An 18,269-nucleotide genomic window follows, 5' to 3' on the forward strand; every position below is an offset into this window, starting at 1 on the left:
AAAGATCGCAGCCTGCGGCAGCTCCTACAGGGGGAGTGCGGTGTTGTTGAAGGGGGCGAGTAACTCGCCCCCTATAGATCAAGCGTAGCTTTCGATCGACGGGCAGGCGCAGACCAGGTTGCGATCGCCAAACACGTTGTCGACGCGACCGACCGGCGGCCAGTACTTGGCTTCGATCAGCGACGCTACCGGGTAAACAGCTTGCTCGCGGCTGTACGGGTGAGTCCACTCGCCAACGATTTCCGCAGCGGTGTGCGGGGCGTTTTTCAGTGGGTTGTCATCCTTGTCCAGCGTGCCGTTTTCCACTGCGCGGATTTCTTCGCGGATGCGGATCATGGCGTCGCAGAAGCGGTCCAGTTCTTCCTTGGATTCGCTCTCGGTCGGCTCGATCATCAACGTGCCGGCCACCGGGAACGACATGGTCGGGGCGTGGAAGCCGAAGTCGATCAGGCGCTTGGCCACGTCATCGACGCTGATGCCGCTGCTGTCTTTCAGCGGACGCAGGTCGAGGATGCACTCGTGCGCCACCAGACCGTTGCTGCCGGTGTACAGCACTGGATAGTGCTCTTCGAGGCGACGGGAAATGTAGTTGGCATTCAGGATCGCCAATTGCGAAGCGCGCTTGAGGCCGGCACCGCCCATCATTCGAATGTACATCCAGGTGATCGGCAGAATGCTCGCGCTGCCGAACGGTGCCGCGCAGACCGCGCCTTCCTTGCGTTCCATCTGGGCGTGGCCCGGCAGGAACGGCGTCAGGTGCGACTTGACGCCAATCGGGCCGACGCCCGGGCCGCCACCGCCGTGTGGGATGCAGAAGGTTTTGTGCAGGTTCAGGTGCGATACGTCGCCGCCGAACTTGCCCGGTGCGCAGAGGCCGACCATGGCGTTCATGTTCGCGCCATCGATATACACCTGGCCGCCGTTGTCGTGAATGATGCCGCAGATTTCGCGGATGCCTTCTTCGAACACACCGTGGGTCGACGGGTAAGTGATCATCAGCGCAGCGAGGTGCTCGCGGTGCTCGATGGCCTTGGCGCGCAGGTCTTCGATGTCGACGTTGCCACGGGCATCGCACGCGGTCACAACCACGCGCATGCCGGCCATGTTGGCGGTGGCCGGGTTGGTGCCGTGGGCGGACGACGGGATCAGGCAGATGTCGCGACGGTCTTCGCCACGGCTCTGGTGGTAGGCACGGATCGCCAACAGACCTGCGTATTCACCCTGGGAACCGGCGTTCGGTTGCAGGGAGATCGAGTCGTAACCGGTGGCGGCGCAGAGCATCGCTTCCAGTTCATCGGTCAGTTGCTGATAGCCGGCGCTTTGCTCGGCCGGAGCGAACGGGTGCAGGGCACCGAATTCAGCCCAGGTCACCGGGATCATTTCGCTGGCGGCGTTGAGTTTCATGGTGCAGGAACCCAGCGGGATCATGGTGCGATCCAGGGCCAGGTCCTTGTCCGCCAGTTTGCGCAGGTAGCGCATCAGCTCGGTTTCGGAGTGATAACGGTTGAACACCGGGTGGCTGAGGATTGGCGATTGGCGAACCAGTGCGGCCGGGAGGGTGCTTTGGACCGATGCGGCCAATGCAGCGAAGTCCGGCAGTGCCTTGCCGTCGGCCAGCAGGTTCCACAGGGTTTCGACGTCAGCCTGGCTGCTGGTTTCGTCGAGGGACAGACCCAGACGCTCAGCATCGACCACGCGCAGGTTGATCTTCTGCGCATGAGCCTTGTCGTGCAGGGCTGCCGTTTGCGCGCCGGTTTTGATCGTCAAGGTGTCGAAGAAGCTGGCTTGCTCGACGCTCAGGCCCAGTGCGCTCAAGCCTTTGGCGAGGATCGCGGTCAGGTGATGAATGCGATTGGCGATCTGCGTCAGGCCTTTCGGGCCGTGGTACACGGCGTACATGCTGGCGATGTTGGCCAACAGCACCTGGGCGGTGCAGATGTTGCTGGTGGCTTTCTCGCGACGGATGTGTTGCTCGCGGGTCTGCATGGCCAGGCGCAGGGCCGGCTTGCCGAAACGGTCCACGGAAACGCCGACCAGACGGCCCGGCATGTCGCGCTTGAATGCATCCTTGGTGGAGAAGTACGCCGCGTGCGGACCACCGAAGCCCAGCGGCACGCCGAAGCGTTGTGCGCTGCCGATGGCCACGTCGGCGCCGAACTCGCCCGGTGGGGTCAGCACGGTCAGGGCCAGCAAGTCAGCAGCGACCGCGACCAGTGCATTAGCGGCGTGGAAGCGCTCGGTCAGTTCGCGGTAGTCGAACACGTCACCGTTGCTGGCCGGGTATTGCAACAAGGCGCCGAAGAACGGCGTCACGTCGGTCAGTTCACGCTCGTCGCCAACGACCACGTCGATGCCCAAAGGCTCGGCACGGGTGCGCAAAACGTCGAGGGTTTGCGGGTGGCAATGAACGGAGGCGAAGAAGGCGTGGCTGCCCTTGTTCTTGCTCAGGCGTTTGCAGAAGGTCATCGCTTCGGCAGCGGCAGTGGCTTCGTCCAGTAGGGAGGCGTTGGCGATCGGCAGGCCGGTCAAGTCGCTGATCAGGGTCTGGAAGTTCAACAGCGCTTCGAGACGGCCCTGGGAAATTTCTGGCTGGTACGGGGTGTAAGCGGTGTACCAGGCCGGGTTTTCCAGCAGGTTGCGCAGGATCGGCGACGGTGTGTGCGTGCCGTAGTAGCCCTGACCGATGTAGGTCTTGAACAGCTGGTTTTTGCCGGCGATGGATTTGATCAACGCCAGGGCATCGGCTTCGCTCAGGCCGTCTTCGAGGCCGAGGATGCTGGTGCCTTTGATGCTGTCGGGAATCACGCTGGCGCTCAGGGCTTCCAGGGAGTCGAAACCGAGGCTGTTGAGCATGGCTTGCTCGTCGCCTGCACGCGGGCCGATGTGGCGGGTGATGAATTCGTTGGCGGTCGTCAGATTGACTTGAGTCATGTCGGGGCTCCTCAGGCTTGGGCAATCAGACGGTCGTAAGCGTCTTGATCCAGCAGTTGGCCGACAGCCGAGGCGTCGGTTGGCTTGAAGCGGAAGAACCAGCCTTCGCCCAGCGGATCTTCGTTGACCAGTTCAGGGCTGCTATCGAGGGCCGGGTTGGTCTCGACCACTTCTCCGTCCAGAGGCATGTACACGCCGCTGGCGGCTTTTACCGATTCCACGGTGGCGGCTTCTGCGCCTTTGTCGTAGGACTGCAGCTCAGGCAGTTGTACGAAAACCACGTCGCCCAGTGCGTTCTGCGCGAAAGCGGTGATGCCGACTGTAACGGAGCCGTCAGCTTCGGTGCGCAGCCATTCGTGATCTTCAGTAAAACGCAACTCGCTCATGGAAACTCCTAAGGGGGCCAGACTCGTCTGGTGGACGCGATGGAATGCAGGGGCAATGCCCTGCTTTATGAGTGGTTACTTAGCAAAATCGCGGCCAATGTTATTTTGTTGTTTAAAAACAATGACTTATGAATTTGTATGGACCGTCGTGTTTCTGTAGCTGTAGCGAAATCGCTACAGCTCGAGCCAAAGAAAAAAGCTTAGGTGGATCAAAGCCTTGGACAGCGCTGATCAGGAAGGGGTGTATCGATATCATTCCACTGTAGCGCTTTCAGTACAGATGGAGGTCGCTTTTAAACAGGTTAGAAACCCTTGAATTGGAACCCGACCCGTAGGAGCTGCCGAAGGCTGCGATCTTGTCCCAGGCACTGCAAGGCGAAAGTCAAAAGATCGCAGCCTTCGGCAGCTCCTACGGGGGATGTGTCGGATTGAAGACGGTGTTCCAACATCCGACCGAGTAAGCCTCACGGCTTATTGGGAATCCCGTACTTGCGCAACCGATGGGCAATCGCGGTGTGGGAGGTTTGCAGGCGGCTGGCCAGTTGGCGGGTCGAGGGGTAGCTGACGTAGAGCTTTTCCAGCAGGTCCTTCTCGAACGCTTCCATGGCCTGTTCGAGGCTGTCGACCTCAATGTCGCTCTGGCGCGCCACAGAGGTGCCGGCAATGTCGAGGTCGCCGATGTCCACCAGGCTGCTTTCGCAAATCGCCGCGGCGCGGAAGATCACGTTCTGCAATTGCCGCACGTTGCCGGGCCAGCGGTTGCCCAGTAGCGCCGGGTAGGTGCCGGGGGCCAGGCGACAGACCGGGCGCTGGATCTGCGCGCAGGCCTGCTGCATGAAATAGCGCGCCAGCAGCAGAATGTCCTGGCCGCGCTCGCGCAGGGGCGGGACTGCGACGTTCAGGACATTGAGACGATAGAACAGGTCTTCGCGGAAGGTGCCTTCGCTGACCATTTTTTCCAGGTCGCGATGGGTCGCGCTGAGGATCCGCACGTTGACCTTCACTTCGCGATCGCCACCGACCCGACGGAAGCTGCCGTCGTTGAGAAAACGCAGCAGCTTCGCCTGCAAATACGGCGACATCTCGCCAATTTCGTCGAGAAATACCGTGCCTTGGTTGGCCAGCTCCATCAGCCCTGGCTTGCCGCCCCGTTGTGCCCCGGTGAAGGCGCCGGGGGCGTAGCCGAACAGTTCGCTTTCGGCGAGGTTTTCCGGCAGTGCCGCGCAGTTCAAGGCCAGGAACGGTGAACTGTGGCGGGCGCTGATGGCGTGACAGGCACGGGCCACCAGTTCTTTACCGGTGCCGGTTTCACCCTGGATCAGCAGTGGTGCATCGAGGGCGGCGACCCGCTGGGCGCGGGCCTTGAGCGTACGAATCGCTGGCGATTCGCCGAGCAGGGCATCGAAACCTTCAGCGTGGTCGTGGTGCAGCGCCGAGAGGCGTTCACCGATGCGGTTCGGTTGATACAGGGTCAGCAGGGCGCCGGCGTCGGTGATCGGCGTGGCGTCCAGCAGCAGGGTTTGACCGTTGACGGTGATTTCGCGCAGCGGCAGGCGGAAGCCGTTTTCCAGCAATGTGTCGAGCAGCGCCGGGTCGGCAAACAGCTCGCTGATGCTTTCACCCGCCGGCTCGCGACCGTACAGGGCAATCAGTGCCGGGTTGGCCAGCAGCACCTTGCCGGCGCTGTCCAGGGCCAGCACCGGGTCGGTCATGGCGGCGAGCAGCGCATCGAGCTGCAAGTGACGGCGTTGACCGGGAAGGATGTCGACCACCGTCACCGCTTGCACGCCATGCACGTTGAACAGCGCATCGCGCAGCTCTTCGAGCACGGCCGGGCTCAAGGTCGGGGCGTCGATGTAGACGTTGGGTGGCACCATTTCCACCGCATCCAGATTGAGATTGCGCCCACCGAGCAAGGCCAGGACTTCCTGGGTGATACCGACGCGGTCGATGAAACTGACGTGGATGCGCATGGGGCGGCTTGATTCTGGAGTGCGGAGGGTGGCAAGTATGCCTTGCAGGAGGGTGGTAGGTGAAATCGGTAATGGGAGATGGCTTGAAAAGATCGCAGCCTTCGGCAGCTCCTACGCCAAGCGCATTCCCCTGTAGGAGCTGCCGAAGGCTGCGATCTTTTGATCTTCCAAACGTTATTCCAGGTGTTCGGGTTTGACCGGATCGCCCGACTTCATGTTGAGCTGTGCCCGCACGTCTTCGAACATTGCATCGTAGTACTGGTGAATTGAACCGATGCTGCTCAGCGTCTTGGGGATGCCGTACTTCTCGGCGATTCTGGTGACGTTACTGGCGAAGTTATAGGCCTGATCCTTTGGCAGGAAAAATGACTCCGTCAGTTCCTTGCCCTGGATGCTGCCGTGCATCGTGAACTGCATCCCTTTGCCCTCCTTGGGATCCTGGGTGACTTCATAGTCGATGCACACGTTGTAGCTGACATCGCCCTTGTTCAGTGCGTGGCGCTCGATGTGCAGGTGACCGGGCTCAAACTTGGCCATTGGCGTCTCTCCTTCAAAGGCATTGAATCAGGGCAGACCTCGCGCCTGCCTCCCTGCGTTTCTTTCTATTGATAGCTGATGCCAGGCGTCGCTGTGCTGATACGGGTGCCGGCCTTGCCCTGGACGATCGCTTCGATGTCCGAGAGTGAACCGATTACCGCGACTTTCCCAGTATGGCGGGCGAACTCGCAGGCCGCCTGGACCTTTGGTCCCATTGAGCCGGCGGCGAAGCCGAGTTTGTCCATTTCATCGGGGTGGGCCTGGGCAATGGCTTTCTGCGTGGGTTTGCCGAAATCGATGAACGCCGCGCTGACGTCGGTGGCGATCACTAACAGATCGCTTTCAAGCTGTTCGGCCAGCAGCGCCGAGCACAGGTCTTTGTCGATCACCGCTTCCACGCCTTGCAGTTTGCCGCTGGCGCCGTACATCGTCGGGATGCCCCCACCGCCGGCGCAGATCACGATGCTGCCTTTTTCCAGCAGCCACTTGATCGGGCGGATTTCGAAGATACGTTTGGGTTTCGGGCTGGCGACCACGCGCCGGAACTTGTCGCCGTCCGGGGCGATGGCCCAGCCTTTCTCGGCGGCGAGTTTCTCGGCGTCGGCCTTGGAATAGACCGGGCCGATGGGTTTGCTGGGGGCCCGGAACGCCGGGTCGTTGGGGTCGACTTCGACCTGGGTCAGCAGGGTGGCGAACGGGACTTCGAAGTCCAGCAGGTTGCCCAGTTCCTGTTCGATGATGTAGCCGATCATGCCTTCGGTTTCGGCACCGAGCACGTCCAGCGGGTAAGGAGAAACCTGGGTGTAGGCCGCCGCTTGCAGCGACAACAGGCCGACCTGCGGACCATTGCCGTGGGCGATCACCAGTTGGTTGCCGGGGTAGACCTTGGCGATCTGTTCGGTGGCGATCCGGATGTTGGCGCGCTGGTTGTCCGCAGTCAGGGGTTCACCCCGGCGGAGCAGGGCATTACCGCCCAGAGCAACGACGATACGCATAATGCAGATCCTTTCAGAGAGGGAGCGAACAACACGATGATCGTTCCCACGGTCCCCGTGGGAATGCCGCCTGGGACGCGGAGCGTCCCATGTGACGCGGAGCGTCAGTGGATGCATTCCCACGCAGAGCGTGGGAACGATCACCGCAACCAGTGTTCAGCCGTCAGACATCCGCCAGCGCCGACACCAGAATAGCCTTGATGGTGTGCATACGGTTTTCCGCTTGCTCGAAGGCGATGTTGGCAGGCGATTCGAAGACTTCTTCAGTCACTTCGACGCCGTTGGCCAGGTGCGGATAGCGTGCGGCGATGTCCTTGCCGACCTTGGTTTCGCTGTTGTGGAACGCCGGCAGGCAGTGCATGAACTTCACGCGCGGGTTGCCCGAGGCCTTCATCATGTCGGCGTTGACCTGGTACGGCAGCAGTTGCTCGATGCGCTCGTCCCACGCTTCCACCGGCTCACCCATCGACACCCAGATGTCAGTGTGGATGAAGTCCACGTCCTTGACCGCGGCTTTCGGGTCTTCGGTGATGGTGATGCGCGCGCCGCTCTCTTCGGCGAAGGCTTTGCACTGATCGATGAAGTCCTGATGTGGCCACAGCGCTTTCGGCGCGGCGATGCGCACGTCCATGCCGAGTTTGGCGCCGATCATCAGCAACGAATTACCCATGTTGTAGCGCGCATCGCCGAGGTAGGCGTAGCTGATGTCGTGCAGCGGTTTGTCGCTGTGTTCGCGCATGGTCAGGGTGTCGGCGATCATTTGCGTCGGGTGGAATTCAGCGGTCAGACCGTTGAACACCGGTACGCCGGCGAACTTGGCCAGCTCTTCGACGATTTCCTGTTCGAAGCCGCGGTACTCGATGGCGTCGAACATCCGCCCCAGCACGCGGGCGGTGTCTTTCATGCTTTCCTTGTGGCCGATCTGCGACGACACCGGGTCGATGTAAGTGACGTGGGCGCCTTGGTCATGGGCCGCGACTTCGAAGGCGCACCGGGTGCGGGTCGAGGTTTTTTCGAAGATCAGCGCGATGTTCTTGCCTTGCAGGTGCGCACGCTCGGTGCCGGTGTATTTGGCGCGTTTGAGGTCGCGGGACAGGTCCAGCAGGTAGTGCAGCTCGCGAGTGGTGTGGTGCATCAGCGAGAGCAGGCTGCGGTTGCGCATGTTGAAAGCCATGATTGGATCTCCTTGGGTTTCGGTTATCCCCTCGGCCGTGCTGGATAAGCATCGGCCAAGGCTCGAAAGTTAATAATCGATAGGGTCGCGAATGATCGGGCAGGTCATGCAGTGGCCACCGCCACGCCCGCGCCCGAGCTCACTGGCGCTGATGGTGATGACCTCGACGCCGGCCTTGCGCAGCAGGGTGTTGGTGTAGGTGTTGCGGTCGTAGCCGATGACCACGCCTGGCTCCACCGCCACCACGTTGTTGCCGTCGTCCCATTGCTCGCGTTCGGCGGCAAAGGCGTTACCTCCGGTTTCGACGACGCGCAGCGCCTTGAGGTTGAGGGCCTTGGCCACGGTGTCGAGGAAGCTGGCTTCTTCACGGCGCACGTCGATGCCGCCCGGTTTGCTTTCATCGGGGCGCAGGCTGAAGGCGACGATCTGCTTCACCACTTCCGGGAAAATCGTCACCAGGTCGCGGTCGCAGAAGCTGAACACGGTGTCCAGATGCATCGCTGCGCGGGATTTCGGCAGGCCGGCGACGATGACTCGTTCCACCGCTTTGTTCTTGAACAGGTTGACCGCCAATTGGCCGATGGCCTGGCGGGACGAGCGCTCGCCCATGCCGATTAACACCACACCGTTGCCGATCGGCATCACGTCACCGCCCTCAAGGGTGGCGCTGCCGTGATCCTGGTCCGGGTCGCCGTACCAGATCTGAAAGTCGGCATTGGTGAACTGCGGGTGGAATTTGTAAATGGCGGTGGCCAGCAGGGTTTCCTGACGGCGCGCCGGCCAGTGCATCGGGTTCAGGGTCACACCGCCATAGATCCAGCAGGTGGTGTCGCGGGTGAACTGGGTGTTGGGTAGCGGCGGCAGAATGAAGCTGGAATGACCGAGGAAGTCGCGGAACATCTGGATGGTCTTGCCACCGAAACTGTCTGGCAGGTCATCGGCGGAAACCCCGCCGATGAGGAACTCGGCGATCTTGCGTGGTTCCAGGCTACGTAGCCAGGCTCCCACTTCATGGACCAGGCCGAGGCCGACCGAATTGGCGGTGATCTTGCGTTCCAGAATCCAGTCCAGCGCTTCAGGCATCGCGACGATGTCCGTCAGCAGGTTGTGCATTTCCAGCACGTCGACACCACGCTCGCGCATTTTGGTGACGAAGTCGAAGTGATCGCGTTTGGCTTGGGCGACCCACAGCACATCATCGAACAGCAGTTCGTCGCAGTTGTTCGGGGTCAGCCGCTGGTGGGCCAGGCCGGGGGAGCAAACCATGACTTTGCGCAGTTTGCCGGCTTCGGAATGGACGCCGTACTTAACTTTTTCCGTGGTCATTACCGTGTTCCTCCAGATCAAAACATTCAGGTGCTGCTTTTCATTACAGTGCTAAAGGGTCAGAAAGCCGGCATACAGCCCATAGGCCGCCACCAGGGCGCCTATGACGACGGCGACGAAAATCAGCTTCTCGACGTTAGTGAAAACCGGTTTGTCGACTTCAAGTTTGGCCTTGGCGAACAGGATCGCGCCGGGGGCATACAGCAGGGCGGAGAGCAGCAAGTATTTGACGCCGCCGGCGTACAACAGCCAGATCGCGTAGATCAGTGCGATGCCACCGATGACCAGGTCTTTGCTGCGCTCGGCCGCAGCGTTTTCATAGCTCTCGCCGCGCACTGCCAGCAGCACGGCATAGGCCGCCGACCACAGGTACGGCACCAGAATCATTGAGGTGGCGAGGTAGATCAGCGACAGGTAAGTGCTGGCCGAAAACAGCGTGATGATCAGGAACAGCTGCACCATCGCGTTGGTCAGCCACAGTGCGTTGGCCGGTACAAGGTTGGCGTTTTCACGGCGCAAAAACGCCGGCATGGTGTGGTCCTTGGCGGCAGCGAACATGATTTCCGCGCACAGCAGCACCCACGACAGCAACGCCCCGAGCAAGGAAATGATCAGGCCGACGCTGATCAGCACCGCGCCCCAATGACCGACCACGTGTTCCAGCACCGCGGCCATCGACGGGTTCTGCAGTTTCGCCAGTGCAGGTTGGGTCATGATGCCCAGCGACAGAATGTTCACCAGCACCAGGAACAGCAGCACGGTGATGAAACCGATAACCGTGGCCTTACCGACGTCGCTGCGTTTTTCCGCGCGGGCCGAGAAAATGCTCGCGCCTTCGATGCCGATAAACACCCACACGGTGACCAGCATCATCTTGCGCACCTGGTTCATCACGCTGCCCAGGTCCGGGTTTTTCACGCCCCAGATGTCAGCGGTGAAGATCTCCAGTTTGAAGGCGAACACGGCGATCAATACGAACAGCAGCAGCGGCACGACCTTGGCCACGGTGGTCACCAGGTTGATGAACGCCGCTTCCTTGATTCCCCGTAAAACCAGAAAGTGCACCGCCCAGAGCAGGAGCGAGGCGCCGATGACGGCAGCAACGGTGTTGCCTTCGCCGAAGATCGGAAAGAAATAACCGAGGGTGCTGAACAACAGCACGAAGTAACCCACATTGCCCAGCCAGGCGCTGATCCAGTATCCCCAGGCGGACGAGAAACCCATGTAGTCGCCGAACCCGGCCTTGGCGTAGGCATAAACACCGCCATCCAGATCAGGCTTGCGATTGGCCAGGGTCTGGAAGACGAAAGCGAGGGTCAACATGCCCACCGCGGTAATCGCCCAACCAATAAGAACAGCACCAACGTCAGCACTGGCAGCCATGTTCTGGGGCAAAGAGAATATTCCGCCACCAATCATTGAACCGACCACTAAAGCAACGAGCGCACCGAGTTTCAGTTTTCCGGGGGATTCAGACATGGCATGACTCCAGTGCAGGAGAAGAGAGACAACAGAGTAGTTCTGCAGGCTGTTCAATCAGCTGACATAGATCAGTGCATGGGCACATTCCATTGTTAATGAAAGACTTATGTATCGTTCTCGGGCATAGCGGTATTGCCGGGGAAGCCCTGTTCAGAGGGGGGCAAGTCAGGTGGGCGTAAGCGGTATTGCTTGGGCTTTGAAATTAGTGTGTTTCTGCGGTTTCGCCAATTTTCTGATAACTGTTTTATATGACAGATTTGATTTATCAGGTGCGCGGTACTGGAATTAATGAATAAACGTTATTTCGTTTTATCTGTTTAGTTAAAAAACAACTACGCGACGATGTTTGCGGTGACTGTTCGGGCCTCATCGCGGGCAAGCCCACTCCCACATTGGATCGATATACATCTGTAGGAGCGAGGCTTGCCCGCGAAAGCTATCTGATGATCACCACCACTGCGCGCGATGGGCGCCCAGTTCCCCGGCCGGCAGCGCCCATTGCAGTGGCGTCCCGGTGATCTTCAACGGCACCTGCAACCGATGGGCCGGCCCCCACGGTGTTTGCTCAATCAACATCCCTTGATCGTGGTCATCCTCTGCGCGCAACGGCTCGTTGGTTCCGGCGCCATGTTCGATCAACAACTTCGCCGTCCGTGCCAGCGACAACCGCGCAGAGCCACCGTGCTCCAATAGCTTGATCGCACTGGCCGCCATCAAATACCCGGTGGCGTGATCAAGGGCCTGGACCGGCAGCGGTGTCGGTTTATCCGATTTCTTCCAGTGCATGCCCGCGTCGGCAATCCCGCTGCTCATCTGCACCAGGCTGTCGAAGCCGCGACGGTTCTGCCAAGGGCCGCTCCAGCCGTAAGCGTTGAGGCAAACATCGATCAGGCCTGGGGCCAGTGCCTGGCGTTGGGCGATGCCGTAACCCAGGCGTTCCAAGGCGTCGGCGCGGTAGCCGTGGAGCAGGATGTCGGCGTCCTTGAGCAGGCTTTCGAACACCGCGCGATCGGCTTTGTCGTGCAGATTCAGGCGCGCACAGCGTTTGCCCAAGGTGACTTCCGGCACCACGCCCGGTTCGTTCCAGGTCGGTGGGTCGATGCGCAGCACATCGGCGCCGAGCCCCGCGAGGAAGCGGCTGGCGATTGGGCCGGCGAGTACTCGCGTGAGGTCCAGCACCTTGATCCCGGCCAACGGTTGCGCCACCGAGCCTTGCCACGGTTTCATGTTTCGGCTGCCATCGGTGCTGAACTGAATCAACGGCTCGGCGTTCACGGCCCGACCTTGGGGGTGAGCTTGCCATTGCTTCCAGCTACGCATCTCGGCGGCGCAACCACCGGCCTCGACCACCGCTTGTTCCAGATCGCTTTTCGCCCACTGAGCCACTTTGCTCGCCATGGCTGTGCGGTCGGCACAGGTGCCGAGCACTGATTCAGCAGCGGCGCGGTGATGGGGCGCGTTGGTGTGCAGGCGGATCCAGCCGTCCTTGGTCGCGTAGTCGCCGGCGACCGGGTCCCACAGCGGCGGGACGCTCCAGCCCACGGGGCGGATCGAGGTGGCGAACCAGAACGACGCCAGGCGGCGGTCGACCTCAAGGCTGGGTAAGCGACCGGTTTGTTGATGCAGCAGTTCGCTGGCTGCCTGGCCGGCGGCGGCAATGCTGGCGCAGGCCAGGTCGGTCACGGCAAACGCCGAGGGCAGGGCGCCGCTCGAGGTGAACGGGATTGGGGTGTGAGGCAAGCCGAGTGCGGCTTGAATGGACGAGAGTAAATCAGTCATCGAAGGCCCTCCGGAACGAGAGCCCGAGCATAGTTCAAAAAAACGGCGCGGCCAGATGAAATCCTGTGGGGGTATTCATCGATTTTCGAGAGCCAATACACACGATCCAGAATGAGTGTTTAACGACACCCTGTGTTACGTCCTAAAGGCCACGAAACCTTGCGCCGTTGCCTACGCCTGCGCCAGAATCCGCCGGCTTGTGCGCCTTGGGCCGGGTCGGTAACTTGATTCGCATCACTGATTCCCAGTGATCGGGTTTAGCAGCCCGTGGTTAACCTAAGGTCGTACGCGCACTATCAGTCAGGCTCCATGCCTGCATTTGATGGCGGCTGTACGCAGGGCGCTTCGGCGCGCCGGCTTCCTTAGGTTCCCCGGTCTGCTAACCTGCGTTCAGCTGTCACCCCTTCTTTTAGCAGAGAAGAGGTTCCAGCATTATTTTGGAACCTGAAAATGATAAAGCCTACGCCAAACCCACCGCTCACCGATCCGGTCTCCCCCTACGAATCCCCCGATTCCAGAAAACTCAACGAAGCCGCCGAGCGCGCCCTCGACCATTACCTCAAGCCGGCGGCCACGGTCATGGCCACACCCTACCAACCCAACAAGCTGTACATGGCCAACCCGGCGGCCGCCACCGAGCCGATGCTGGTCAACGCCAGTGAAACCCTGGGCTCGGCCACCGTCATGCTCAACGACTTCGCGGCCTTGCTCGAAGGCACCCACCGCAAAACCCTGTTGGGCATCGCCCAGGTCGTGATGCTGGCCGAACTGGCTGTGAATCAGGTGCTGGATAAGGTGGTGCCGACTGAGTGATCCCCCGAGGATTGGGTATGCTGCTCACTTAAACGCACTCTTGGTCATGCCTACCTTTGTGGCGAGCGAGCTTGCTCGCGCTGGGCTGCGTAGCGGCCCCAAAAATCTGACAACCATTACCGATTTTTGTGAGTGCTGCGCACTCAAGCGGGAGCAAGCTCCCTCGCCACAGGTTTCTCTGACCTGTAGGAGCGAGCCTGCTGCCACAGCTTTACCCACGCCCCAACAGATAGGTCGCGTAATCCGGGATGCGGTGTTCGTGAGCCTGGTCCATCAACGGGCTGCTGAGCAGGTAGTCGGCGCTGCATTCGTTGCAGGCCACGGGGATGTTCCACACCGCCGCGACCCGCAGTAATGCCTTGATGTCCGGGTCGTGGGGTTGTGGCTCGAACGGGTCCCAGAAGAACACCAGCATGTCGACCCGCTGCTCGGCGATTTGCGCGCCGAGTTGCTGGTCGCCGCCCAGTGGACCGCTGATCATGCTTTCCACCGGCAGGCCGAGGCGTTGTTGCAACAACAACCCCGTGGTGCCGGTGGCGACCAGTTCATGCTGCGCGAGTTTGTCTTTCTGCCGCTCGGCCCAGTCCAGCAAAAACACTTTGCAGTGGTCATGGGCGACCAGGGCGATACGCTTGCGCGCCGCCATGGTCTTTTGCGTAAAGCTGATACCGATCATCGGTTGCTGCTCCAGACGAGAATGCGCCTGCGACGACGCATTTCTTGACGTTGCAAATACTCCTACAGGGCCGCGTCCAACAACGAATGAGGCGTCGTACGCCCCATCGCTTATTCAGCGTTGCAGAGCGCCAGGCAGTTATCGAGCATGCGGTTGGAGAAGCCCCACTCGTTATCGTACCAGGCCAGCACTTTGAGCAGCTTGCCGCTGGACTTGGTGTGGTTGGCGTCGAAGATCGACGACAGCGGGTTGTGGTTGAAGTCGCTGGAAACCAGCGGCAGGGCGTTGTAGCCGAGAATCTTCGAGTGCTGGCTGGCTTGTTTGAGCAGCGCATTCACTTCATCGGCCGACGCTTCGCGCTTGAGCTGCACGGTCAGGTCCACCAGCGACACGTTGATCACTGGAACACGCACCGCCATGCCGGTCAGTTTGCCCGCCAGTTCCGGCAGCACCAGGCCCACCGCTTCAGCGGCGCCGGTCTTGCTCGGGATCATGTTCTGGGTGGCGGAACGGGCGCGGTACGGGTCGGTGTGGTAGACGTCGGTCAGGTTCTGGTCGTTGGTGTAGGCGTGAATAGTGGTCATCAGACCGCTTTCGATGCCCAGTTCGCGGTGCAGCACCTGGGCCACCGGGGCCAGGCAGTTGGTGGTGCACGAGGCGTTGGAGATGATCTGGTGCGACTGGCGCAGAATGTCGTGGTTAACCCCATAAACCACAGTGGCGTCGGCGCCTTTGGCCGGGGCCGAGATAATCACTTTGCGTGCGCCGGCCGTAATATGGGCGGCGGCTTTGGCACGGTCGGTGAACAGACCGGTGCATTCGAACACGACGTCGACCTTCTCCGCGGCCCAGGGCAGTTCGGCCGGATTGCGAATGGCGCTGACCGAAATACGGTCGCCGTTGACGGTCAGGCTTTCCTGATCGTGCTGGACATCGGCATCGAATGTGCCGTGAACGGTGTCGTACTTGAGCAGGTGAGCATTCATCGAGCTGTCGCCCAGGTCGTTGATCGCAACGATCTGCAGATCCTGACGATAGCCTTGGGTATACAGTGCGCGCAGGACATTACGGCCGATACGGCCAAAACCATTGATTGCGATTCGAAGAGTCATTTACAGCGCCGCCGTCGTTTTGTTGTTGGAATTACAAGATTATTCGCAAAAAAATAGAAAACAAGCCTTTTTAGTGGCAATATTTTGTTTTATCTACAACGATTGACCTGAATCAACTGGTCCGAATGATCAAGAAAGCCGTCTGTCATCCCGATCACAACGGCGTTTGATCAGCATAGACAATCAGGTCGCCACATCCGTTAGCCTGGAGTTCTACACATGCATCCCCGCGTCCTTGAGGTCACCGAACGGCTTATCGCCCGCAGCCGCGCCACGCGTGAGGCTTACCTTGCATTGATCCGCGGCGCGGCCAGCGACGGCCCGATGCGCGGCAAGCTGCAATGCGCCAACTTTGCCCACGGCGTGGCCGGATGTGGCAGCGACGACAAGCACAGCTTGCGGATGATGAACTCCGCCAACATCGCAATTGTTTCGTCATATAACGACATGCTCTCGGCGCACCAGCCGTACGAAGTCTTTCCTGAACAGATCAAAAAAGCCCTGCGCGAAATCGGCTCCGTCGGCCAGTTCGCCGGCGGCACCCCGGCCATGTGCGATGGCGTGACCCAGGGCGAGCCAGGCATGGAACTGAGCCTGCCGAGCCGTGAAGTGATCGCGTTGTCCACCGCCGTGGCGCTGTCTCATAACATGTTCGACGGCGCGCTGATGCTCGGCATCTGCGACAAGATCGTGCCGGGCCTGATGATGGGCGCGTTGCGCTTCGGTCATCTGCCGATGATTTTCGTGCCGGGCGGGCCGATGGTGTCGGGCATCTCCAACAAGCAGAAAGCCGATGTGCGTCAGCGCTACGCCGAAGGCAAGGCGACCCGCGAAGAGCTGCTGGAATCGGAGATGAAGTCCTACCACAGCCCTGGCACCTGCACGTTCTACGGCACCGCCAACACCAACCAGTTGCTGATGGAAGTCATGGGCCTGCACTTGCCGGGCGCCTCGTTCGTCAACCCGAACACGCCGTTGCGCGATGCGCTGACCCGCGAAGCGGCGCATCAGGTGACGCGCCTGACCAAGCAGAATGGCAACTTCCTGCCGATCGGCGAAATCGTCGACGAGCGTTCGCTGGTCAACTCCATCGTGGCCCTGCACGCCACCGGCGGCTCGACCAACCACACCTTGCACATGCCGGCCATCGCCATGGCCGCGGGCATTCAGTTGACCTGGCAGGACATGGCCGACCTCTCCGAGGTGGTGCCGACCCTGAGCCACGTGTACCCGAACGGCAAAGCTGACATCAACCACTTCCAGGCAGCGGGCGGCATGTCGTTCCTGATCCGCGAACTGTTGGAAGCCGGCCTGCTCCACGAAAACGTCAACACCGTGCTCGGCCACGGCCTGAGCCGCTACACCCAGGAACCGTTCCTCGATAACGGCGAGCTGGTCTGGCGCGAAGGCCCGATCGAAAGCCTCGACGAAAACATCCTGCGCCCAGTGGCTCGTGCATTCTCGCCAGAAGGCGGTTTGCGCGTGATGGAAGGCAACCTCGGCCGTGGTGTGATGAAGGTCTCGGCGGTCGCCCTGGAAAACCAGGTCGTCGAAGCCCCGGCCATGGTGTTCCAGGACCAACAGGACCTGGCCGATGCGTTCAAGGCCGGTTTGCTGGAGAAGGATTTTGTCGCGGTAATGCGCTTCCAGGGCCCGCGCTCCAACGGCATGCCGGAACTGCACAAAATGACGCCGTTCCTCGGCGTGTTGCAGGACCGCGGTTTCAAAGTCGCGTTGGTGACTGACGGGCGCATGTCCGGCGCCTCGGGGAAAATCCCGGCGGCAATCCATGTCAGCCCCGAAGCTTATGTGGGCGGCGCTTTGGCGCGGGTGCGAGAGGGCGATATCATCCGTGTCGATGGCGTCAAAGGCACCCTGGAGCTTAAGGTGGACGCCGAAGAATTTGCAGCGCGCGAGCCGGCCAAAGGCCTGTTGGGCAACAACATCGGCACCGGTCGCGAACTGTTTGGTTTCATGCGCATGGCCTTCAGCTCCGCAGAGCAAGGCGCCAGCGCCTTTACTTCTGCCCTGGAGACGCTTAATTGAAACTGGCTTTGGTCGGTGACATCGGTGGGACCAACGCACGTTTCGCGTTGTGGAAAAACCAGCAACTGGAATCAGTCCAGGTGCTGGCAACGGCAGACCACGCCACCCCGGAAGAAGCGATTGCGCTGTACCTGAACGGGCTCGGCCTGGCGCCGGGTTCGATCGGTTCGGTGTGCCTGTCGGTGGCGGGCCCTGTGAGCGGTGATGAATTCAAATTCACCAACAATCACTGGCGGCTCAGTCGCAAGGGTTTCTGCAAGACCTTGCAGGTGGATCAACTGCTGCTGGTCAACGATTTCTCGGCCATGGCGCTGGGCATGACTCGCTTGCAGCCGGGCGAGTTCCGGGTGGTCTGCGAAGGCACGCCGGAACCGTTGCGGCCAGCAGTGGTAATCGGTCCGGGTACAGGCTTGGGCGTAGGCACGTTGCTCGATCTGGGCGAGGGCCGTTTTGCCGCGTTGCCGGGGGAGGGTGGTCACGTCGATCTGCCGCTGAGCAGCCCGCGAGAAACCCAGCTGTGGCAACACATCTATAACGAGATCGGCCATGTCAGCGCTGAAACGGCATTGAGCGGCGGTGGTTTGCCGCGAGTCTACCGGGCGATTTGCGCCGTGGACGGCCACACGCCTGTGCTCGACACGCCTGAGGCGATCACAAAGGCCGGGCTGGCGGGCGATCCGATTGCCCTGGAAGTGCTCGAGCAGTTCTGCTGCTGGCTCGGTCGCGTGGCCGGCAACAACGTATTGACCACCGGCGCACGGGGTGGCGTTTACATCGTTGGCGGGGTGATTCCACGGTTTGCCGATTTCTTCATCGAAAGCGGTTTCGCCCGGTGCTTCGCCGACAAGGGCTGCATGAGCGATTACTTCAAAGGCATTCCGGTGTGGCTGGTGACAGCGCCGTATTCCGGCCTGGTGGGCGCGGGTGTGGCGCTGGAACAGGCCTGAGACCTGTGGCGAGGGGGCTCGCCCCCGTTCGGCTGCGAAGCAGTCGTAAAAAAGGACCGCTACGCGATCCAACGGGGGCAAGCCCCCTCGCC

14 protein-coding genes are annotated in these 18,269 nt (G+C 60.9%); 3 read left to right on the plus strand and 11 right to left on the minus strand.

Going from position 1 to position 18,269, the window contains the following annotated elements:
* Positions 1–78: 78 nt before the first annotated feature.
* From gcvP to ACCC96_RS21525, 9 genes are all read right to left on the minus strand, one after another.
* Positions 79–2,931: an aminomethyl-transferring glycine dehydrogenase gene (gcvP, locus tag ACCC96_RS21485; RefSeq protein ID WP_019581475.1), complete on the minus strand. Its 2,853-nt coding sequence runs from the start codon at positions 2,929–2,931 to the stop codon at positions 79–81.
* A gap of 11 nt (positions 2,932–2,942) precedes the next feature.
* Entirely contained in the window at positions 2,943–3,317 is a 375-nt protein-coding gene (gcvH, locus tag ACCC96_RS21490) for a glycine cleavage system protein GcvH (protein WP_413696840.1), read from the minus strand.
* A 464-nt stretch (positions 3,318–3,781) separates the two neighbouring features.
* Positions 3,782–5,290 carry a sigma-54-dependent transcriptional regulator gene (locus ACCC96_RS21495; RefSeq protein ID WP_413696841.1) on the minus strand — a complete coding sequence of 503 codons (1,509 nt, stop codon included), beginning with the start codon at positions 5,288–5,290 and terminating at the stop codon, positions 3,782–3,784.
* A gap of 174 nt (positions 5,291–5,464) precedes the next feature.
* On the minus strand, positions 5,465–5,827 hold the full coding sequence (locus ACCC96_RS21500; RefSeq protein ID WP_258672593.1) for a DUF5064 family protein: 363 nt from the start codon (positions 5,825–5,827) through the stop codon (positions 5,465–5,467).
* A gap of 65 nt (positions 5,828–5,892) precedes the next feature.
* Positions 5,893–6,822, minus strand: a complete 930-nt coding sequence (arcC, locus tag ACCC96_RS21505) for a carbamate kinase (RefSeq protein WP_413696842.1) — start codon at positions 6,820–6,822, stop codon at positions 5,893–5,895.
* A 163-nt stretch (positions 6,823–6,985) separates the two neighbouring features.
* Positions 6,986–7,996: an ornithine carbamoyltransferase gene (locus ACCC96_RS21510; RefSeq protein WP_413696843.1), complete on the minus strand. Its 1,011-nt coding sequence runs from the start codon at positions 7,994–7,996 to the stop codon at positions 6,986–6,988.
* Positions 7,997–8,065: 69 nt separating this feature from the next.
* Entirely contained in the window at positions 8,066–9,322 is a 1,257-nt protein-coding gene (gene arcA / locus ACCC96_RS21515; RefSeq protein WP_413696844.1) for an arginine deiminase, read from the minus strand.
* 51 nt (positions 9,323–9,373) lie between these two features.
* Positions 9,374–10,801 (minus strand): arginine-ornithine antiporter, encoded by a 1,428-nt coding sequence (arcD, locus tag ACCC96_RS21520; RefSeq protein WP_413696845.1) that lies wholly within the window; start codon positions 10,799–10,801, stop codon positions 9,374–9,376.
* A gap of 450 nt (positions 10,802–11,251) precedes the next feature.
* Positions 11,252–12,583, minus strand: coding sequence for a CoA transferase (locus tag ACCC96_RS21525; RefSeq protein WP_413696846.1), 1,332 nt, complete (start codon positions 12,581–12,583; stop codon positions 11,252–11,254).
* Between the two features lie 450 nt (positions 12,584–13,033).
* Here ACCC96_RS21525 and ACCC96_RS21530 point away from each other — a divergent pair, with 450 nt between their 5' ends.
* On the plus strand, positions 13,034–13,396 hold the full coding sequence (locus ACCC96_RS21530; protein WP_413696847.1) for a DUF6124 family protein: 363 nt from the start codon (positions 13,034–13,036) through the stop codon (positions 13,394–13,396).
* Positions 13,397–13,607: 211 nt separating this feature from the next.
* On the opposite strand, the gene ACCC96_RS21535 is transcribed toward ACCC96_RS21530, so the two are convergent.
* Positions 13,608–14,072 carry a methylglyoxal synthase gene (locus ACCC96_RS21535; RefSeq protein WP_413696848.1) on the minus strand — a complete coding sequence of 155 codons (465 nt, stop codon included), beginning with the start codon at positions 14,070–14,072 and terminating at the stop codon, positions 13,608–13,610.
* Positions 14,073–14,182: 110 nt separating this feature from the next.
* Positions 14,183–15,184 (minus strand): type I glyceraldehyde-3-phosphate dehydrogenase, encoded by a 1,002-nt coding sequence (gene gap / locus ACCC96_RS21540; protein ID WP_007934706.1) that lies wholly within the window; start codon positions 15,182–15,184, stop codon positions 14,183–14,185.
* A gap of 219 nt (positions 15,185–15,403) precedes the next feature.
* Here gap and edd point away from each other — a divergent pair, with 219 nt between their 5' ends.
* Both edd and ACCC96_RS21550 read left to right on the plus strand, forming a co-directional pair.
* The gene (gene edd, locus ACCC96_RS21545; protein WP_018926475.1) at positions 15,404–17,230 is read left to right on the plus strand and encodes a phosphogluconate dehydratase; all 1,827 of its coding nucleotides are present in this window, start codon (positions 15,404–15,406) and stop codon (positions 17,228–17,230) included.
* Entirely contained in the window at positions 17,227–18,177 is a 951-nt protein-coding gene (locus ACCC96_RS21550) for a glucokinase (protein WP_413696849.1), read from the plus strand. The genes edd and ACCC96_RS21550 overlap by 4 nt, the downstream gene beginning before the upstream one ends.
* Positions 18,178–18,269 lie beyond the last annotated feature (92 nt).

The sequence above is a fragment of the Pseudomonas sp. Pseusp11 genome (assembly GCF_047304405.1).
In the GTDB taxonomy this organism is placed as follows: Bacteria; Pseudomonadota; Gammaproteobacteria; order Pseudomonadales; family Pseudomonadaceae; genus Aquipseudomonas.